Raw genomic sequence first — 19080 nt, 5'->3', positions numbered from 1 at the left:
TGAGCATCAGTTGTGAGAGGCGTTGGTGGCGAGCATTGTTCATCAGCGCGATATCCTGTTGTTTGCATGGCTCAACGTAGCGGATATCCTCACCGATTCGTTTGGCGAGATAAAATAATGTTAAGTGCTAATTAATAACGTAAAGGAATAAAATAGTTAGCGGTCGGATCGATGAGTAGCAAGATGGCATCCCCAAGGCTCCAACTACCGCAGCATACAACATGGCTGGTAATTAAACGTTTACTGAGATGATGTAACCTTGCTCAAGATTTGCACCATGGCACGGCATAACTACGCCGTGCCATGGTTGTAATGGCGCTAGATTAGCGCCAGTTATGGGTAATTATCACGGATTTTGGCAACTAATTGCGGCACAGTAAGATATCGAGTGTTAGCGGAATTAAAACCTGCCGCCGTCACGTCGCCAGGCATCGGCAGTGAGCGCTTCGCCAAAGTGGCTGGCAATCAGCCGCTTGGTGAGGTCGTGCAGCGGTGCGGCCAGCACTTCGGCGGTGCTGCCACGCTCCACGATTTCCCCTTCATGCATCACCATCACCTGGTCGCTGATATGCTTCATCATCCCCAGATGCTGCGTCACATAAATATAGGCGATACCGTGCTTTTCCTGGAGCTCCAGCATCAGGTTGATGATCTGCGAACGCATCGACATATCCAGCGAAGCCAGCGCCTCGTCGGCAACAATCACCTTGGGTTGCAGGATCAACGCCCGAGCCAGCGCCACGCGCTGTTTCTGCCCGGAGGCGAGCATGTGCGGATAATAATAAGCATGGTCCGGCAGCATCCCCACCTGGCGCAGGGTCTGGTTGATCCGCACCTCGCGTTCTGCGGCTTCCAGATCGGTATTCAAACGTAGCGGAGCATCAAGCAACTGACCGATGCGCTGGCGTGGGTTGAGCGAGGTGCTCGGATCCTGGAAAATCATACGAATGCGCTGGCTGCGGTAGCGATAATCGCCATAGGTCAACGCATGGTCGTCGATCAGCACTTCACCCGAAGAGGGTTCCACCATGCCGGAAAGCATCTTCGCCAGAGTTGACTTACCCGAGCCGTTCTCACCGATGATCGCCAGCGTCTGGCCTTCACGCAGGGTAAAACTGACCGACTTGACCGCTTCCACATGCTGGCGGCGGAACAGCCCGGTACGATAGCGGTAGGTTTTGGTCAGGTTGCGCACTTCCAACAGCGTTTCCATGTTATTGCTCCTCCATGTTCAGCGGGAAGTGGCAGGCGAACAGGTGATTCTTCACCGGGCGCAGGCGTGGGGTTTCAATACATTGCTTTTGCGCATACGGACAGCGTGGCCCCAGGCGGCAGCCGATCGGCAGATGCTCCAATGAGGGGATCGCTCCCGGCAGCGTATTCAGACGGCTCTTATGCGGCAGTGAACGACCAAAGTCCGGCATGGCGCGGATCAGCGCCTGGGTATAAGGATGATGAGGGGCGGCAAGCAGATCTTCACACTGCGCACTCTCCACCGTCTGGCCACAGTACAGCACGTTAACCCTGTCAGCCCATTTGCTCATCATCTGCAAATCGTGGCTGATCAGCAGGATGGTGGTGTTATTGTTTTGGTTCAGGCGCGCCAGCAGGCGGAAGATCTGCGCCTGCGTGGTGGGTTCCATGGCGTTGGTTGGCTCATCGGCAATCAGTAATCTTGGCTGATTGGCCAACGCAATGGCGATCATCACCTTCTGGCATTCTCCTTCGGTGAGTTCGTAAGGGAAGCTGCCCATGATATCGAGGTGATCCTTGATACCGACGCGGTGCAACAGCTCAATCGCCCGCCGCTTGCGCCAGTTAAAGCGCTGCCACCAACGGCCCTTGTAAGTCCAGCCGGGAATGGCCTGGGCCAACTGGCGGCCAATGCTTTCGGAAGGATCAAGACAGGATTGCGGCTCCTGGAAGATCATCGAAACGTTGTGGCCCACCAGTTTGCGCCGTTCGCGCGGGCTGAGCTGCAACAGGTCGATGTCGTCAAAGCGGAAGCGGTCGGCGGTAACACGCCAGTTATCTTTGGTCACGCCGCAGATGGCTTTGGCAATCAGGCTTTTTCCTGAGCCGGATTCGCCTACCAGGCCGCGCACTTCACCTTCGGTCAGCGTCATGCTGACGCGATCGACGGCCTTCACCGGCCCTTCGGCGGTCATAAATTCAATCGTCAGATTGCGGATATCGAGTAACGGCATTATTCCACTCCCGCATTGATCGCGCGGCGTATTCCGTCGCCCAACAGGTTAACCAGCAATACGCTGATCAGAATAGCCGCACCGGGCAGCATCACGGTCCAAGGTGCCACATAGACCAACTCCAACGAGTCGCCTAACATGGCTCCCCATTCCGGGGAAGGCAACTGCGCCCCCAGATCGAGGAAGCCCAACGCCGCGATATCGAGAATGGCCATCGACAACGCGCGGGTGAATTCAGTGATCAGTACGGCGGCAATGTTCGGCACCACGGCGTACCACAGGATCTGCATCGTCGAAGCGCCATCCAGACGGGCTGCGACCACGTACTCTTTTTCCAGCTCATCGTGCACTGCGCTGTAGATGGTACGCACCATCCGTGGCAACAGTGCGAGCCAAACGGCAAGCATGGCGTGCTCCAGCTTCGGCCCGAGGAAGGCCACCACGATAATCGCCAGCAGCAGTGAAGGGATGGAGAGCAGGGTATCGAGAATATGGTTGAGCATCGCAGACAGCAGGCCACGGGTGACCCCCGCAAACACGCCCAGGATCACACCACAGACGGCGGCGGCAATGGTCACAATCAGTGCCGAACCATAGGTAGCGGCGGCGCCGGTCAGCAAGCGGCTGAGGATATCGCGGCCCAGATCGTCGGTGCCCAGGAAGAACGACACGTTACCGTAGCGTGACCAGGACGGCGGTAGCAACTGATATCCCAGGAACTGCTGATCGAGGGCATAAGGTGCCAGCAGGCTGCCGAACAGGGAGAGAAACAGCAGGCCTAGCACCCCATAAAAACCAATCATCGCCAAAGTGTCGCCGTAGAAAATCCGCCAGGTATAGAGCAGCGGACTAGGCATTTTCTTTTCGCGGTATACGTTATCGAAGGGCATACCATTCCTTATGTTTCAGCGGGTTGGTCGCCGCGCCCAGAATGTCGGCCAGCACGTTAATGGTGATCACCAGCGTGCCGATCACCATCACGCCTGCGGAGATGGCCGCGTAGTCCTGTTGGCGGATGGCGTTAATCAGCCAGCGCCCCAGCCCTGGCCAACTGAACACCACCTCGGTGATCATGGCCAGCGTGAGCATGGTAGAAAATTGCAGACCGAGTTTTGGGATAATCGGCGGTAACGCGTTGTGCAACACGTGACGGCGGATAATGGTAAAACGTGACAGGCCACGGGTTGCGGCAGCCTTGATGTAGTTCTGGCTGAGGACATCGTCGGTGCTGATGCGCATCAAACGGATCACCTCGGTGATTGGGGCCACCGCCAGAGCGGCAATCGGCAGCACCATATGGCGCAGTGCACTGGCAATCATCTCATTGCGATAAGGCGAGTCAGACAGCCAGGCGTCAACCAGCGCCAGACCCGTGACCTGCTTGACCTGATACAGCAGATCGAAACGGCCCGACACTGGCAGCCAGCCAAGATGCAGTGAAAAATAGAGCATCAGCAGCAGTGCCAGCCAGAACACCGGAATGGAAAAGCCCAGCAGGGCAAAGGTACTGATGGCGGTATCCTGCCACTTGCCGCGCATCACACCGGCAATAATGCCCAGCGGAATGCCGATAAACAGGGCCAGCGTAAAGGCTAAAATGCACAGTTCCATGGTGGCCGGGAACACTTCGCGCAGCTGTTCGCTGATCGCCTGGCCATTGATGCTGGAAACGCCAAAGTCCCAGTGCAGCAGGCTGACGAAATAGAACTGGTAGGCATCCAGCAAGGCGGCACCGTTTAACGGCGCGCGCGGGGTAAAGTAGCTCAGGCTGAAGCTGACCAGCGTCAGGAAGAACAGCGTGATCAGCAGCAACAGGATGCGGCGTAAGGTAAAGATAATCACTTTTTCGCGGCCTCCGCCGGTTCACGGTATACCCCGGCAAATGATGAGTTGCCGAACGGGCTCAACACCAGTCCTTTAATATCATAACGGTAGGCCTGCAAACGCAAAGAGGAGGCCAGCGGCAATACCGGCAACTGCTGTTCGAGGATCTTCTGCGCCTGCTGATAATGCTCGATACGCTGTGATAACTGCTGTGACAACAAGGCGTCCTGCAACTGTTCATCAAAAGCGGGATCACACCAGTGAGCATAGTTGGTTTGCGAACGGATTGCCGCACAGCTCAGCAGCGGACGGAAGAAGCTGTCCGGATCGTTACTGTCGGTTGACCAGCCGGTGAGCGTCAGATCGTGGTTCATTTCCATCAGCCGGGCTTCCTGGAAGCGGCCTTCTACCGGCACGATGGTGACATTAATGCCGACCTGAGCCAAATCCGCCTGTAGCAGTTCCGCCGTTTTCAACGGGCTGGGGTTATAGGATTGCGATGCGGTTGGCACCCAGAGCTTCAGATCCAATGGCCCCACACCGGCTTCACGCAGCATTTCTCGTGCCTTGGCCGGATCGTATTCGGTGACGTGGGCATCATTATCATAGGCCCAGGAGGCGCGTGGCAGGATCGAGGCGGCGGTCTCTGCCGTGCCGTAATAGATCGATTGCATCAGGCGCTGGTTATTAATGGCCAACGCAATGGCCTGGCGCACCTTCAGGTCATCCAGCGGTGGCTTGCGAGTGTTGAAGGCCAGATAGGCGATATTCATCCCAGGGCGCAGCGTCAGGCGTAAACGCGGATCGTCGCGCAGGATCGAAAGCTGGCTGGCGGCGGGGTAGGCCAGCACATCGCACTCGCCGGTCAGCAATTTAGACAGGCGGCCCGTACCCCCGGCCCCCATGTCGATCACCACCTGCGGCATGCGCGGTTTCCCTTTCCAGTAAACGTCATTACGTGCCAGACGAATATATTGCCCGGAACGGTATTCGTTCAACAAGAATGGGCCGGTGCCGACCGGTTCACGATCGATCATTTCCTGGGTGCCATCCAGCGTCAGGTTGTCGGCATATTCTGCCGATAGCACCGGTGCATAATGGGTCGCCAGATGCCACAGGAAGGACGCATCCGGCGCCTGCAAGCGGAACTCGACGGTGTATGGGTCCAGCTTTTTCACGCTTTGCACGGAGTCGGCAAACTGCAAACTGTCGAAGTATGGGTATTCACCGCCGTTGACATTGTGGAACGGATGCTTCTGATCAAACACCCGCTGAAAACTGAATACCACATCGTCGGCGTTCATTTTGCGCGTGGGCTGGAACCAGGCGGTGGTCTGGAAAGGCACATCCCGGCGCAGGTGTAAGCGGTAGGTGGCACCGTTGTCCAGCACTTCCCAGCTTTCTGCCAATTCCGGGATCAGGCGGTAAGTGTAGGGGTCGACGTCCAGCAGCCGATCGTAAAGCTGGGCGGCCAGGGTATCGACCGTCAGACCGCTGCTGGCCATCTGCGGATTGAAAGTGTTCAGAATGCCGCTGACGCAATAGACAAAGCCACTCTGGCGGATGTCTGCTGGCGGTGGTGCTGCGCTGGGCACAGCCGGTGTCGCGGCCAGGGCAGACGTTGCCAGGCAGCCGAGCGACATTATCCAAAGAGGTAAACCACGCATAGACGCTTCATGGGTTATTAAGCAATAACGTTAGTGTATCGCACTCTGACCAACAGCCCAATTCCTTGAGCAAAATGGCTGAAATTTCGGCGGTTTGGTTAAGCTTGCCGCTGTTTTCTGGCGTGTCGGCCTCCGTCCGAAATCCGTGCTGGTGGATAATGACCCAAGCTTAGTGTGGTAATGAGAAAAATTCTCAACAAAGTGCTTTACAGATGATACTGAGAACTATTATCATCATTTGGCAGTTCACGGAAGGCCACACCTTGTGGCCCTTTGTGGAAGGCACGACATTGCTCACATTGCTTCCAGTGTTTACTTAGCCAGCTCGGGTGCTGGCTTTTTTTTTGCCTCTATTTCAGGTGAACGGCAAAACCGGCGCGGCCAGGGGCAATGTCTTCTCGCAGCGTTAACTGTGGGATCGCATAATCGCCAAAGTTTTGCTTACGGAATGGCAAAGGCTCGGTGCTTGCCAGCGTATCCAGTCGTTCCCCCAGCGCCGCACAAAGCTCAGGAAATTTCGCCTCGTCGAAGCGATCGGTACGGTACGCCACAAACGGTGGCAGCACGTCAAAGCCGGGGTAATACAGAATGCCATGGTGAATCGGGAACAGAATATCCGCTATCGGGCCGTTGATACCGCGTGGGCTGTAATGAGACTCCCAACCGCCCGCAGTGACCAGCAGCATAGCCCGTTTCCCTGCCAGCGTACCTTCGCCATAACGATCTCCCCAATGCGTATCGGAATGCTCGCCAACGCCATACGCGAAGCCATAGGCATACACGCGTTCTACCCAACCCTTGAGGATGGCTGGCATGGAGAACCACCACAGCGGAAACTGGAGGATCACTGTATCCGCCCAGAGTAACTTCTCCTGTTCCAACGCAATATCTGCGCTTTGCGTTCCTTGCTCCAGAGCGATCCGGGAATCCATCGCCGGATTAAACCGGGCAGCGCTATCCCGATCCGTACGGTCTTCACCATCCAAAGAAGCTTTCCATTTCATGGCGTACAGATCGGAAACCTGTACTTGATGCCCAGCGTCCTGCAGATGTTTGACCGCAAAGTTTTTTAGTGAGCCATTAAGCGATTGAGCTTCTGGGTGAGCGTAGACCAGCAGAATATTCATCATTAAGTTCCATTGCTGTAAAGAGAGCAACAGAGTAGGTTAGCGCCAGGTATAGTTAAAATTGATTTAGATGATGACAGGTATTTGCATGAGTAATTTCGGCAGACTGGATCTCAATCTATTGGTGACGTTGGATGTGTTGCTGATGGAATTGAATGTTACGCGCGCGGCGGAGCGGTTGTCGCTGTCGCAACCTTCGGTAAGTGCTCATCTGGCCAAACTGAGAGCGTTTTTCGACGATCCGCTGCTGCTGCCTGGCCCAAGAGGAATGCGGCCAACGGCCAGGGCGGAGGCTTTACGTGAACCTTTGCGGGAGGCGTTGGAAGTGCTCGAACACACCGTTTCACCCATCAGCCCTTTTGAGGCGGCCAGCGCGAATATCACCTGGCGCGTTGCCGCATCCGACTATGGCGAATCTACGGTGCTGTTACCTGCATTGGCACGGCTTCGTCAGGCTGCTCCCAACAGCCGATTGGCGGTGTTGGAACTGGCACCGACCAGGATTGCCCGGCAGGCGGAGATGGGGGAGATCGATCTGGCCTTTCACACTCCGGACAGTGCGCCGGCGGGGATGCGTCAACGCGTGTTATTCAAGGAGAAGTATGTGTTGGTGGGCCGCTTCGGTCATCCTGCGTTGATGGCTCGCCCCACGCTGGCGCAATTTAGCCAACTGGAGCACGTGGTGGTTTCGCCAAACGGCGGGGGATTTAGCGGCATCACCGATCACACGCTGGATCAGGTTGGGCTTTCACGGCGGGTGGTGCTTTCCGTCCCGCATTTTCTGTTTGTGAAATCGGTGATCGCCAAGACGGATCTGGTGGCGATGTTGCCCGAACGCCTGGTACGAGACAGCCCTGAGGTACAGATTGCCGAGCCACCAGTGGAGATCCCAGGCTATGAGCTGGCAATGCTATGGGATGAGCGTTCGCATCGCGATCCCGCCCATCAATGGTTACGCGAATTGATCGCCCAGTCGGTTTAACTTCCCTCAGGGTCGCTACCTTGCAGCAGCGCATGCTTTTTCAACATGCCGCGGAGCTGATGATAGGTCAGCCCCAGTAAATCGGCGGCTTTGCGCTGATTGAAACGGCCCTGTTTCAATGCCATTTCCAGCAGGGTTTTCTCTTGTTGATGCTGCCAGCTTTTAAAATCCAGCGGCAATGCAGGTAACTCACTGGTCGGCGCGGTTGCCTCATCATCAAGCGGCGCTGAACGCTTGGCAAAGGGGTTAATGATGATCTCATCCAGTTCATCCTGGCCTGAACCATGGCGGTAAACGGAGCGCTCAACCACGTTTTTCAGCTCACGCACGTTACCCGGCCAGGAGTAGCCGAGCAGCGTCGCCCGCGCATGTTCACTAAAGCCGGGGAACAACGGCAGTGACAGCTCGCGGCACATCTGAATGGCGAAATGCTCGGCCAACAGCATGATGTCTTGCTGGCGTTGGCGCAGCGGCGGCAGTTGCACCACGTCGAACGCCAGGCGGTCCAGCAGATCGGCACGGAATTTACCGGCGGCGGCCAGCGCGGGCAAATCGTCATTGGTGGCGCACACTAGCCGAACATCCACCCGCAGCGGTTGGCTGCCACCCACGCGTTCCAGATGGCCGTATTCAATCACCCGCAACAGCTTTTCTTGCACCAGCATTGGCGCGGTTGCCAATTCATCCAGAAACAGGGTGCCGCCATCGGCACGTTCAAAGCGGCCAAGATGGCGTTTTTGTGCGCCGGTAAACGCGCCAGCCTCATGGCCAAACAGCTCCGAATCCAGCAGGTTTTCATTCAGCGCCGCACAGTTGAGGGAGATAAACGGTCCTTGCCAACGGTTGGACAGATAGTGCAATCGGTGGGCGATCAGCTCCTTACCGGTGCCGCGCTCACCGATCACCAGCACCGGTTTGTTGAGCTTGGCCAACTGTGAAACTTGCTCCAGCACCTCCACAAAGGCGTTGGCCTCGCCCAACAGGTTCTCTAACGGTTCGCTCATGATGAAATTCGCCAATGTTTGGTGAAAACACTCACTCTACAGCAAGCGTGGCGAGAGTCAAAAACAAATAATCTTTGTATTTCAATGAAATAAAAGTTGGCACGCTTCTTGATTAACTCTTAGGGCAAGTTGTATAACTTAACTCGGCGCTTCAGACGCCTTCAGAACCAAGAGGAAGTAAATTATGGGTATCTTTTCTCGTTTTGCCGACATCGTGAACGCCAACATCAATACTCTGCTCGATAAAGCAGAAGACCCGCAAAAGCTGGTGCGTTTGATGATCCAGGAAATGGAAGACACGCTGGTTGAAGTGCGCTCCACCTCAGCGCGTGCCCTGGCGGAGAAAAAACAGCTGCTGCGCCGCATTGAGCAGGGTGAAAACCAGATCAATGACTGGCAGGACAAAGCCGAACTGGCGCTGCGTAAAGATAAAGAAGATCTGGCCCGTGCGGCGCTGATCGAAAAACAGAAAGTGGCCGATCTGCTTGCTACACTGAGCCAGGAAGTGGCTACCGTAGAAGAGACGCTGGCCCGCATGAAGAGTGAAATTGGCGAGCTGGAGAACAAGCTGACCGAAACGCGTGCGCGTCAGCAGGCATTAACGCTGCGCCATCAGGCGGCTTCTTCTTCACGGGATGTGCGTCGCCAACTGGACAGCGGTAAACTGGATGAGGCGATGGCGCGTTTTGAACAGTTTGAGCGCCGTATCGACCATATGGAAGCCGAAGCGGAAAGCGTCAGCATTGGCAAAAAGAAAAGCCTGCATCAGGAGTTTGCCGAACTGCAGGCGGATGATGCCATCAGTGAGCAACTGGCGGCAATGAAAGCCAAGATGAACCGCCCGGAATAATGCTTAAGCGGCCACCCAGCGTGGCCGCCACACTACGGCCAATAAGAAGGAATTGAGATGAGTGCTCTATTACTTGCCATCCCGTTGACAATCTTTGTGTTGTTTGTCGCACCGATTTGGCTTTGGTTGCATTACAGCAACCGGCAACAGAGCGGCGTTCAACTGAGTCATCAGGAGATGCAACGTCTGACGCAGCTGGCGGAGCAGGCCTCACGCATGCGCGATCGTATTCAGGCGTTGGAAGACATTCTTGATGCGGAACACCCGAATTGGAGGCAGTCGTAATGCGTAGAGACCAGGACAGAGGAAAGTTTGGCGATCGTCGCGATCGTTCTTACTACAACGACGACAGCGGTTCATACAAGGGCAACACGTTAGGCAGTAAAAAACTGTACCGTGTGCCTGAAGAAGGCATGCTGAAGGGCGTTTGCGCTGGCCTTGCTCACTATTTTGACGTGCCCGTGCGTTTGATCCGGGTGATTGCCGTGCTGTCGCTGTTCTTCGGGCTGTTTTTCATTACGGTGGTCGCCTATATCGCCTTGGTCTTCGTGCTTGAGGAGGCTCCAGCCAGCCGTTATCAGGATGAACATCAGGCCACACCGCGCCAGTTGCTCGATAAGCTGGAATACGAATTGAGCAGCGGGGAGCAGCAGTTGCGCAAGGTCGAGCGCTACGTCACGTCTGACACCTTTGGCGTGCAGAGCCGTTTTCGCCAACTGTAACCTCTCTTAACGATGCACGGGCCTGCGTATGCCGCAGGTCAGGCATTGCACCGACTTTTTCCCCAACATTTGCCAGAGGGCCGCAACCATGAGCAAAACCTATGCGATTAATGCCCCAAAAACTGCTTCACCAAAATGGGGAGTAGGTGCATTGTTGAAGACCTTGTCGAAAGTCATCATCATAGCGCTAATGAGTTATGGCCCGGCGGGGGCAACCGCGTGGTTGCTGAAAACCGTCAGCCGCAAACCGCTGCGTTACGTGTTGGCCCTGTTGCTGGAACCGCTGGTTCGCAAAGGGCTGAACAAGGCGTTCGGGCGCTATGCCAAGGAGAACAATGAAACGACTGCAAAATGAGTTAACTTCGCTGGTCAATCGCGGGATGGATCGTCATCTGCGGCTGGCAGTCACCGGCTTGAGCCGCAGCGGTAAGACGGCGTTTATCACCGGATTGGTCAATCAATTACTCCATGTTCACAGCGGCGCACGTATGCCGCTGTTTTCCCCTGTGCGGGAAGAAAGGCTGTTGGGGGTGAAACGCATTCCTCAACGCGACCTCGGTATCCAACGTTTCACCTACGACGAAGGCCTGGCGCAGCTGTATGGCAATCCGCCAAGTTGGCCAACGCCAACCCGTGGCGTCAGCGAAATCCGCTTGGCGCTGCGCTATCGCTCCAATGATTCACTACTGCGCCATTTTAAAGAAACCTCCACGCTGTATCTGGAGATCGTCGACTATCCGGGCGAATGGCTGCTGGATTTGCCGATGCTGGAACAGGACTACCTGGCCTGGTCACGTCAGATGGCTGGGTTGTTGCAGGGCGACCGCGCGCGCTGGGCCGAGCCTTGGCTGGCCTTGTGCAAAGATCTCGATCCGTTGGCCCCGGCGGATGAAAACAAGCTGGCGGCAATCGCCCAGGCTTATACCGACTACCTGCTGCGCTGTAAGGCCGAAGGATTGCACTTTATTCAGCCTGGGCGCTTTGTGCTGCCTGGCGATATGGCCGGAGCGCCTGCGCTGCAGTTCTTCCCGTGGCCGAACGTCGATGCGGCAGGGGAATCGCGCCTGGCACAGGCGGACAAACATACCAATGCGGGCATGTTGCGCGCCCGCTTTAACTATTACTGTCAGTCGATCGTCAAGGCGTTTTATAAAGAGCACTTTGTGCGTTTCGATCGCCAGATCGTGCTGGTGGATTGCCTGCAACCGCTCAACAGCGGGCCGCAGGCGTTTAATGATATGCGTTTGGCGCTGACTCAGTTGATGCAAAGTTTCCACTACGGCAAGCGTACGCTGTTCCGCCGCCTGTTTTCGCCGACCATCGACAAACTGATGTTTGCGGCCACCAAGGCGGATCATATCACCGCCGATCAGCACGCCAATCTGGTTTCGCTGTTACAGCAACTGGTGCAGGAGGCCTGGCAGAATGCCGCGTTTGAAGGCATCAGCATGGACTGCGTCGGCCTGGCTTCGGTACAGGCGACTGAAAGCGGCATTGTCGATCATCATGGGCAGCCGATCCCGGCATTGAAAGGCCACCGCCTGGACGATGGTGCACCGCTGACGGTCTTCCCCGGCGAAGTGCCTGCGCGCCTGCCTGGCCCGGCGTTCTGGCAGCAACAAGGGTTCCATTTTGACCAGTTCCGCCCACGTATGATGAGCGTTGACAGCCCGCTGCCGCATATCCGTCTGGACGCGGTGATGGAGTTTTTATTGGGAGATAAATTACGATGAGCGAGCCGTTAAAACCGCGTATCGATTTTGCCGAGCCGTTGCAGCCGCCACAGGAACCGGTGTTGCGCGCAGGCTTGGAATTTGACGAACAGCAAGCCGAGAAATTCTATCCGGCAGCGCCAGAGATGGAGCTGGAAGAGGAGGAAGGGCGCGCGGAAGGCATTGTTAACGCCGCGTTGAAACCCAAGCGCAGCCTGTGGCGCAAAATGGTTAACGCCGGGTTGATGCTGTTTGGCGTCAGCGTGGTGGCTCAAGGTGTCCAGTGGGTGCATACCTCCTGGGTGCAGCAGGATTGGATTGCGCTGGGTGGTGGGATCGCCGGTGGGTTGATCGTCTTCGCCGGTATCGGTTCGGTGGTCGGGGAATGGCGCAGGCTATACCGCCTACGCCAACGGGCAGAAGAGCGTGACGAAGCTCGGGAATTGCTGCATAGCCACGGCCTGGGGAGAGGGCGAGAGTTTTGTGAAAAGCTGGCGCGTCAGGCCGGGTTGGATCAAGGGCACCCCGCTTTGCAACGCTGGCAGGCTTCATTGCATGAAACCCAGAACGACCGCGAAGTGGTTGCGCTGTATGCCAAGCTGGTGCAGCCGGTGTTAGATAATCAGGCGCGGCGCGAAATCAGCCGTTCGGCGGCAGAGTCGACGCTGATGATCGCCGTCAGCCCTTTGGCCTTGGTGGACATGGCCTTTATCGCCTGGCGCAATATCCGCCTGATTAACCGCATTGCGGCCCTGTATGGCATCGAACTGGGCTATTTCAGCCGTATTCGTCTGTTCCGTCTGGTGTTGCTGAATATCGCCTTTGCTGGCGCCTCCGAGCTGGTTCGGGAAGTGGGTATGGACTGGATGTCGCAGGATATTGCGGCGCGGTTGTCTGCGCGGGCAGCGCAGGGGATTGGGGCAGGTCTGTTGACGGCGCGATTGGGCATCAAGGCGATGGAACTCTGCCGCCCGTTACCCTGGTTAGAAGGCGATAAGCCAAAACTGGGTGATTTCCGTGGTCAATTGATTAACCAACTGAAAGACACCATGAAAAAAGGTCAAAGCAAAGTCTGACTCCACCAGGCTGCGTCAATCAGACGCAGCCTGGTGGCCGCACCGTCCAAAACTCCCTTCTTTTTGTACACCGCTGCAATACCCATTAATTGTTAATGATAAGTTAATCAAGTGTTTGTTTTGCGGTCTTGGTCACGAAAAATCCCACGGACCGCGGCAAAGAAGACGGTATATTTGACTAACAATTAATCTGAATATCTGACTACGCCAGCGGGTAATCCCGCCGTATTCACTTGCTGCTTCAGCACCAAGACATCAATCCCAAGGACAGGAGGTAATGAACATGCCGCACCGTGACCCAAATTTAGAGACCTTCCAACCCTATGCCGATGAAAGCCAAACCCTCCGTCGACATATTCATCAATACCCTGAACTGGGATTTGAGGAACGACAAACCGCCGATCTGGTGGCGGGAAAGCTTGAGGCGTGGGGGTATCAGGTGACACGTGGGCTCGGTATCACCGGCCTGGTTGGGACGCTGAAAAGAGGTAACAGCCCCCGCACGTTAGGTATTCGGGCAGATATGGATGCCTTGCCGATCCTGGAAAATACGCAACTCCCTTACAGCAGCCAGCACGAAGGCATCATGCATGCCTGTGGGCATGACGGCCACACCGCGATGTTGCTTGGTGCGGCACATTATCTGGCCGATCACGCCTGTTTCGATGGCACCTTGCATCTCATTTTTCAACCTGCAGAAGAGGGGTTGGCAGGTGCCCAGAAGATGATCGACGATGGCCTGTTTAAACGCTTCCCCTGTGACGCCGTTTTTGCCATGCACAACATGCCGGGCTTCCCGCAGGGGCAGTTTGTCTTTGGTGAGGGGGCGTTTATGGCTTCCAGTGATACGGTCACCATCACCATTCACGGCAAAGGGGGCCATGGAGCGATGCCGAAAGGCACCGTTGATGCCGTGGTCGTCGGAGCTAGCATTGTGATGGCATTGCAGACGATCGTCGCGCGTAATTTGGGGGCGCAAGAGCCGGGCGTGATCACCGTAGGTTCATTCCAGTCAGGCATGGCCAGTAATGTCATCGCCGACTCTGCGGTATTAAAACTCAGTGTACGCGCGTTGGATCCGCAAGTCAGGGAGCTGTTGGAAGAGCGCATCAAGACGTTAGTGGCGGCCCAGGCGGCCTCATACGGTGCCAGGATCGATATTGACTATGATCACACCTATCCCGTGTTGGTTAACCAACCGGAGATGACCCGTTTTGCCAAGCAGGTGGCGCAAAATTTAATGGGTGAAAGCCATCCGCAGCAGGTAATTGATATTCCAGAACCGTTGATGGGCAGCGAAGACTTTGCCTTTATGCTGAACCAGTGCCCTGGCAGTTATTTACTATTAGGTAACGGCAAGGGTGAAAACAGCTGCATGGTACATAACCCCGGCTATGATTTTAATGATGAAATTATACTCAGAGGGATCGCCTATTGGTCTGCGTTGACGCAGGAATTCCTGAAGGAATAAACCTCGGCCTTTAATAACTTGCTAATGCTGCTGAATTTGTCGGGGTCGAACATGTTTGATCCTGGCATAACATCGATTATCTGGACGGACGCCGCATGTGGCGTTCCTACATAAAAGGACAGGCCATGGATAGCGTCAAGGAAAGAAAGTCCCCGGCAAGGGCCATTGTGGCTACCACGTTAGGCAATGGCTTAGAGTTTTTTGATTTGGTGCTTTACGCATTTTTTGCGACCTACATTGCAAAAGCTTATTTCCCCGCGACAGATCCTTTGGTGAGCATGACGATGACCTTCCTGATCTTTGGGATGGGTTATCTTGCCAGGCCGTTGGGGGCGCTGGTCATCGGCCATTATGCCGATAAAAAAGGGCGCAAGCCCGCCATGACGCTGACGTTCCTGCTGATGGGGCTCAGTACCCTGACGATTGGTATCACCCCGTCATATGAGAGCATCGGGACTGCGGCCCCGATCATTATTACCCTGGCCAGGCTGATGCAAGGCTTCTCCGCAGGCGGTGAGTTAGGCGCATCAACCACCCTGCTGGTGGAGTATGCTAAACCCCATAATCGCGGGTTTTACGGGGGATGGCAGGTCGCGAGCCAAGGTGCGGGCAACGTATTTGCCGCCATGACGTTGGTGATCCTGGTCAATTGTATGCCAGAGGCGAGTGTGGAAGCCTGGGGTTGGCGTATTCCGTTTCTGTTTGGCATCGTGATTGTTCCGGTGGGGCTGTATATTCGCTTTAAGCTGGAAGAAACCGCCACTCACACCTTACCAACGGCCAGCGAAAGCGTCAGCAAAATCCCCCTGCTGGAAGTGATAACTACCTACTATAAAGAAACCTTGGCGGGAATTTTGCTGACGATGGGGGGAACCATTCCGCATATGATCATCATGTTTTATATTCCCAACTACGCCATCAGCATATTAAAGCTGGATACCAGCTATAGCATGTTGATTGGTGCCGTCGCCGGTTTGATTACGTTGATTGGTGGCCCGCTGGCCGGGATGTGGTCAGATAAGGTCGGCAGAGTTCGGTTGATTGCGTGGGCGAGAATAGCGATTGTTGTACTGATTTATCCGGCCTTTTATTTACTCAGCACTCACCCCAGTGTTGAAATGCTGTTTGCGGTGATGATTGTGCTGAGCATTATCAATATTATCGGTGCTTCGCCTTCCATCACCATTTTGCCGGAAATATTCCCAAGACGGGTAAGAACCACCGGGTTATCGTTGGTGTATAGCGTTGCCGTGGGGATCTTTGGTGGTTTCTCACTATCGGCGGCTTCCTATCTAATCAAGCTAACCGGCAATACTACGGCTCCGGCGTTTTACGTGATTGCTGGCTGTGTTTTATCGCTGTTTGCCTTCCTGTACATCAAGGAAACCAGCCAGACGCCGCTAAATTAATGACCTCCCCCTGCAACCCTCTCAATGAGCGAGAGGGGTTGCTCTTTTGGGTAAGCAAGGTTACTTGGACACCCACGATCATGCGGCTGAACAGGTCTACTATCAGGACGCTTAAAGCATCATTACCATTTATAGCCCATGTTCACGCTGTAATCAGGATCCTGATTGGTGGAGTAGGGATCGGACTGGCGCAGGCGATCGGTTTTTTTCACCGGGCCATTAAGCCTAGAATACGATTTGTCGCGTGGGCGGCTGCAGCTGGGATGGTCGCATTCAAGATTGGCACTGAAGCCGGTTTCATCTTTTGATTCTGACCAAACCATTGGTGCCTTGGCAGTTTTTTCTGCGGGCCCTGGTGTCGCCTTGGGGGCGGGGGCGTCTTTAATGCTGGGTTCCGGCGCCTTGTAGGATAGGTCCAGCGCCTGGGTTGGGGCGCTCAACAACAGCGTGGTGCAGCAGAATGCTGCCAGTGTATGCTTTCTAAGCATGGTCAATTTCCCGTTAATAGTTACTCTGCGCAACTATAAAATAGTCAGACGAGAATTACTATCATTTGTAACCAGTGAGGTCGCTTTTTTTAGTTTGTAACCACAGATTGACGAAAGAACATCCGCCTGTAATCGCGTGATAATCCGCTGCCAAAATAATGCAGAATATAATAACTCTCTAGAAATAAGCTAAAATTACGCCGATGGTGTTATTGGCTGGCGTTTAAAACCGCTAATAGCAGTGATAAACTGGAGCTCTGTCAACTTTTGCTGACAGATCGCTTCTTCCTTCCGGGGTGAGAGGTTATCATCATCACCAGACATCCCCGCACCTGCAGAGATAAGGCCAATACTGATGCGTTTGGAAGTATTTTGCGAAGACCGTCTCGGTCTCACTCGAGAATTACTCGATCTTTTGGTATCGCGCAGTATCGACCTGCGCGGCATCGAAATAGATCCTATCGGCCGTATTTACCTCAATTTTTCCCAGCTGGATTTTGATACCTTCCGCGCGCTGATGGCGGAGATCCGGCGCATCAGCGGTGTGACCGATGTGCGCACCGTTAACTTTATGCCTTCTGAACGTGAACACCGTGCGTTACGTGCGTTGCTGGAGTCGATGCCGGAACCGGTGTTTTCCATCGATATGAAAGGCAAGGTGGAGCTGACTAACCCGGCGGCCCAGACGCTGTTCAACTTCAGCGAAGACAAGATCCGCAATCAAACGGCGAGCCAGCTGATTGGCGGCTATAACTTCAGCCGCTGGCTGGAGAGTGAAGACACTAAGCCGCATTCCGAGCGGGTGGTGATCCGCAGCCAGGATTTCCTGATGGATATCACCCCGATCTATCTGGAAGATGAGCAACAACAGAATTCCCCTGTGGGCGCCGTGGTCATGCTCAAATCCACCGCCCGCATGGGCCGCCAACTGCAGAACCTGTCGGTTAATGACGATACCGAGTTTGACCATATTGTCGCCGTCAGCCCGAAGATGCGCCACGTGCTGGAGCAGGCGCGCAAGTTGGCCATGCTGGATGCCCCATTGCTGATTGTGGGCGATACCGGCACGGGGAAAGATATTTTGGCGCGGGCCTGCCACCTGCGCAGCCCACGTGGTAAACAGCCGTTCCTGGCGCTGAACTGTGCCGCCTTGCCTGATGATGTGGTGGAGAGCGAACTGTTTGGCCATGCGCCGGGCGCTTATCCGAATGCGTTGGAAGGTAAGAAGGGGTTCTTTGAGCAGGCCAACGGTGGCTCAGTGCTGCTCGATGAGATTGGCGAGATGTCGCCACGGATGCAAACCAAACTGTTGCGTTTCCTCAACGACGGTACTTTCCGTCGAGTAGGGGAAGAGCATGAGGTGCATGTGGATGTCCGGGTGATCTGTGCCACGCAGAAAAACCTGACCGAACTGGTGCAGCGCGGTGAATTCCGTGAAGATCTCTATTACCGCTTGAACGTGCTGACCATCACCATCCCACCGCTGCGCGAACGCCCGCAGGATATCATGCCGCTCACCGAGCTGTTTGTGGCGCGTTTTGCCGATGAACAAGGGGTCGCCAGGCCGAAACTGGCCAACGATCTCAGTAGCTTCCTCTGCAAGTACGGCTGGCCGGGCAACGTGCGACAGCTGAAGAACGCTATCTATCGTGCCTTGACCCAAACGGACGGCTACGAGCTGCGCCCGCAAGACATCGTTCTGCCGGATTTTGAGGTGGAGATAGCGCTAGGGGATGAAGTGATGGAAGGCTCGCTGGATGATATCAGCAAGCGTTTTGAACGCTCGGTGCTGACTCGTCTGTATCGCACTTATCCCAGCACCCGCAAACTGGCCAAGCGCTTGGGCGTCTCGCATACGGCAATTGCCAATAAGCTGCGGGAGTACGGGCTGAGCAATCGCAAACTGACCGACGACAGCGAAGAATAGCGCTACTTTATTTCAGGTATAAAAAAGCCCGGTTTATAAGCCGGGCTTTTTGGTATTTACAGGCTTATTTCAGCGCGGCAAGCGCGGCATCATAATCTGGCTCGGTGGTAATTTCGTTTACCAGCTCGCTATACAGCACGTTGTCCTGGCCATCCAGCACCACCACGGCGCGGGCGGTCAGACCGGCCAACGGGCCTTCGGCAATCTCTACACCATACGCCTGCTTGAAATCACCGCCGCGCAGGGTAGACAGAGTAACCACGTTGTTCAGGCCTTCTGCACCGCAGAAGCGTGACTGGGCGAACGGCAGGTCGGAAGAGATACACAGGACCATGGTGTTATCCAGGCCACTCGCCAACTGGTTGAATTTACGCACCGATGCGGCACAGACGCCGGTATCAATGCTTGGGAAGATGTTCAGGACTTTGCGTTTACCCACGAAGCTGCTCAGGGCAACGTCTGACAGGTCTTTGGCAACCAGGGTAAAGCTTTTTGCCTGCTCGCCCTGCTGTGGCAGTTTGCCTGCTACAGTGACAGGGTTGCCTTGAAAATGTACGGTCTGAGTCATTGCTCGGTTCCTTTCAACGATGTTTATACAAAGATGTGAAGCCGAT

General features: G+C 55.2%; 19 protein-coding genes. 10 read left to right on the top strand and 9 right to left on the bottom strand.

The annotated features are described in order from the left end of the window. Window positions 1-400: 400 nt before the first annotated feature. From sapF to KGP16_RS13950, 6 genes are all read right to left on the bottom strand, one after another. Window positions 401-1213 (bottom strand): putrescine export ABC transporter ATP-binding protein SapF, encoded by an 813-nt coding sequence (gene sapF, locus KGP16_RS13975; RefSeq protein ID WP_021806552.1) that lies wholly within the window; start codon window positions 1211-1213, stop codon window positions 401-403. A gap of 1 nt (window position 1214) precedes the next feature. Next, entirely contained in the window at window positions 1215-2207 is a 993-nt protein-coding gene (gene sapD, locus KGP16_RS13970) for a putrescine export ABC transporter ATP-binding protein SapD (RefSeq protein WP_021806551.1), read from the bottom strand. Continuing rightward, entirely contained in the window at window positions 2207-3097 is an 891-nt protein-coding gene (sapC, locus tag KGP16_RS13965) for a putrescine export ABC transporter permease SapC (RefSeq protein ID WP_021182070.1), read from the bottom strand. The genes sapD and sapC overlap by 1 nt, the downstream gene beginning before the upstream one ends. Further along, window positions 3084-4049, bottom strand: coding sequence for a putrescine export ABC transporter permease SapB (sapB, locus tag KGP16_RS13960; RefSeq protein WP_021806550.1), 966 nt, complete (start codon window positions 4047-4049; stop codon window positions 3084-3086). The genes sapC and sapB overlap by 14 nt, the downstream gene beginning before the upstream one ends. Then, entirely contained in the window at window positions 4046-5698 is a 1653-nt protein-coding gene (gene sapA, locus KGP16_RS13955) for an ABC transporter substrate-binding protein SapA (protein ID WP_223499872.1), read from the bottom strand. Before sapA ends, sapB begins: the two co-directional genes overlap by 4 nt. 350 nt (window positions 5699-6048) lie before the next feature. Next, window positions 6049-6825, bottom strand: coding sequence for an NAD(P)H-dependent oxidoreductase (locus tag KGP16_RS13950; protein WP_094981315.1), 777 nt, complete (start codon window positions 6823-6825; stop codon window positions 6049-6051). An 88-nt stretch (window positions 6826-6913) separates the two neighbouring features. Between KGP16_RS13950 and KGP16_RS13945 the strand changes: the two genes are divergently transcribed. After that, window positions 6914-7807 (top strand): LysR family transcriptional regulator, encoded by an 894-nt coding sequence (locus KGP16_RS13945; RefSeq protein WP_021806547.1) that lies wholly within the window; start codon window positions 6914-6916, stop codon window positions 7805-7807. Here KGP16_RS13945 and pspF read toward each other — a convergent pair. Continuing rightward, a complete protein-coding gene (pspF, locus tag KGP16_RS13940; protein WP_179247535.1) occupies window positions 7804-8811 on the bottom strand; it encodes a phage shock protein operon transcriptional activator in 1008 nt (335 codons plus the stop codon). The two genes, KGP16_RS13945 and pspF, sit on opposite strands and share 4 nt — an antisense overlap. Before the next feature lie 184 nt (window positions 8812-8995). On the opposite strand from pspF, the gene pspA reads away from it, so the two are divergent. From pspA to KGP16_RS13900, 8 genes are all read left to right on the top strand, one after another. Continuing rightward, window positions 8996-9661: a phage shock protein PspA gene (gene pspA / locus KGP16_RS13935; protein ID WP_021182065.1), complete on the top strand. Its 666-nt coding sequence runs from the start codon at window positions 8996-8998 to the stop codon at window positions 9659-9661. Window positions 9662-9718: 57 nt separating this feature from the next. Then, a complete protein-coding gene (gene pspB / locus KGP16_RS13930) occupies window positions 9719-9946 on the top strand; it encodes an envelope stress response membrane protein PspB (RefSeq protein WP_021182064.1) in 228 nt (75 codons plus the stop codon). 128 nt (window positions 9947-10074) lie between these two features. Beyond that, complete coding sequence (gene pspC / locus KGP16_RS13925) at window positions 10075-10383, top strand: envelope stress response membrane protein PspC (RefSeq protein WP_046808503.1); 309 nt, start codon at window positions 10075-10077, stop codon at window positions 10381-10383. An 88-nt stretch (window positions 10384-10471) separates the two neighbouring features. Then, window positions 10472-10738 carry a phage shock protein PspD gene (pspD, locus tag KGP16_RS13920; RefSeq protein WP_021182062.1) on the top strand — a complete coding sequence of 89 codons (267 nt, stop codon included), beginning with the start codon at window positions 10472-10474 and terminating at the stop codon, window positions 10736-10738. Beyond that, a complete protein-coding gene (locus tag KGP16_RS13915) occupies window positions 10719-12116 on the top strand; it encodes a YcjX family protein (protein ID WP_021806545.1) in 1398 nt (465 codons plus the stop codon). The genes pspD and KGP16_RS13915 overlap by 20 nt, the downstream gene beginning before the upstream one ends. Next, window positions 12113-13171, top strand: a complete 1059-nt coding sequence (locus KGP16_RS13910; protein ID WP_021806544.1) for a YcjF family protein — start codon at window positions 12113-12115, stop codon at window positions 13169-13171. The genes KGP16_RS13915 and KGP16_RS13910 overlap by 4 nt, the downstream gene beginning before the upstream one ends. Window positions 13172-13454: 283 nt before the next feature. After that, entirely contained in the window at window positions 13455-14642 is a 1188-nt protein-coding gene (locus KGP16_RS13905; protein WP_223499871.1) for a M20 aminoacylase family protein, read from the top strand. 125 nt (window positions 14643-14767) lie between these two features. Then, a complete protein-coding gene (locus KGP16_RS13900; protein ID WP_037375979.1) occupies window positions 14768-16051 on the top strand; it encodes an MFS transporter in 1284 nt (427 codons plus the stop codon). 122 nt (window positions 16052-16173) lie between these two features. On the opposite strand, the gene KGP16_RS13895 is transcribed toward KGP16_RS13900, so the two are convergent. Next, a complete protein-coding gene (locus KGP16_RS13895) occupies window positions 16174-16539 on the bottom strand; it encodes a hypothetical protein (RefSeq protein WP_059200923.1) in 366 nt (121 codons plus the stop codon). A gap of 355 nt (window positions 16540-16894) precedes the next feature. On the opposite strand from KGP16_RS13895, the gene tyrR reads away from it, so the two are divergent. Next, a complete protein-coding gene (tyrR, locus tag KGP16_RS13890) occupies window positions 16895-18466 on the top strand; it encodes a transcriptional regulator TyrR (protein WP_039996264.1) in 1572 nt (523 codons plus the stop codon). 64 nt (window positions 18467-18530) lie between these two features. Here the strand turns inward: tyrR and tpx are convergent, their stop codons facing one another. Continuing rightward, on the bottom strand, window positions 18531-19034 hold the full coding sequence (gene tpx, locus KGP16_RS13885; protein WP_021806539.1) for a thiol peroxidase: 504 nt from the start codon (window positions 19032-19034) through the stop codon (window positions 18531-18533). Window positions 19035-19080 lie beyond the last annotated feature (46 nt).

Source organism: Serratia sp. JSRIV006 (genome assembly GCF_019968685.1).
Lineage (GTDB): Bacteria > Pseudomonadota > Gammaproteobacteria > Enterobacterales > Enterobacteriaceae > Chania > Chania fonticola_B.
This window is presented reverse-complemented; position numbering and strand designations above follow the sequence as displayed.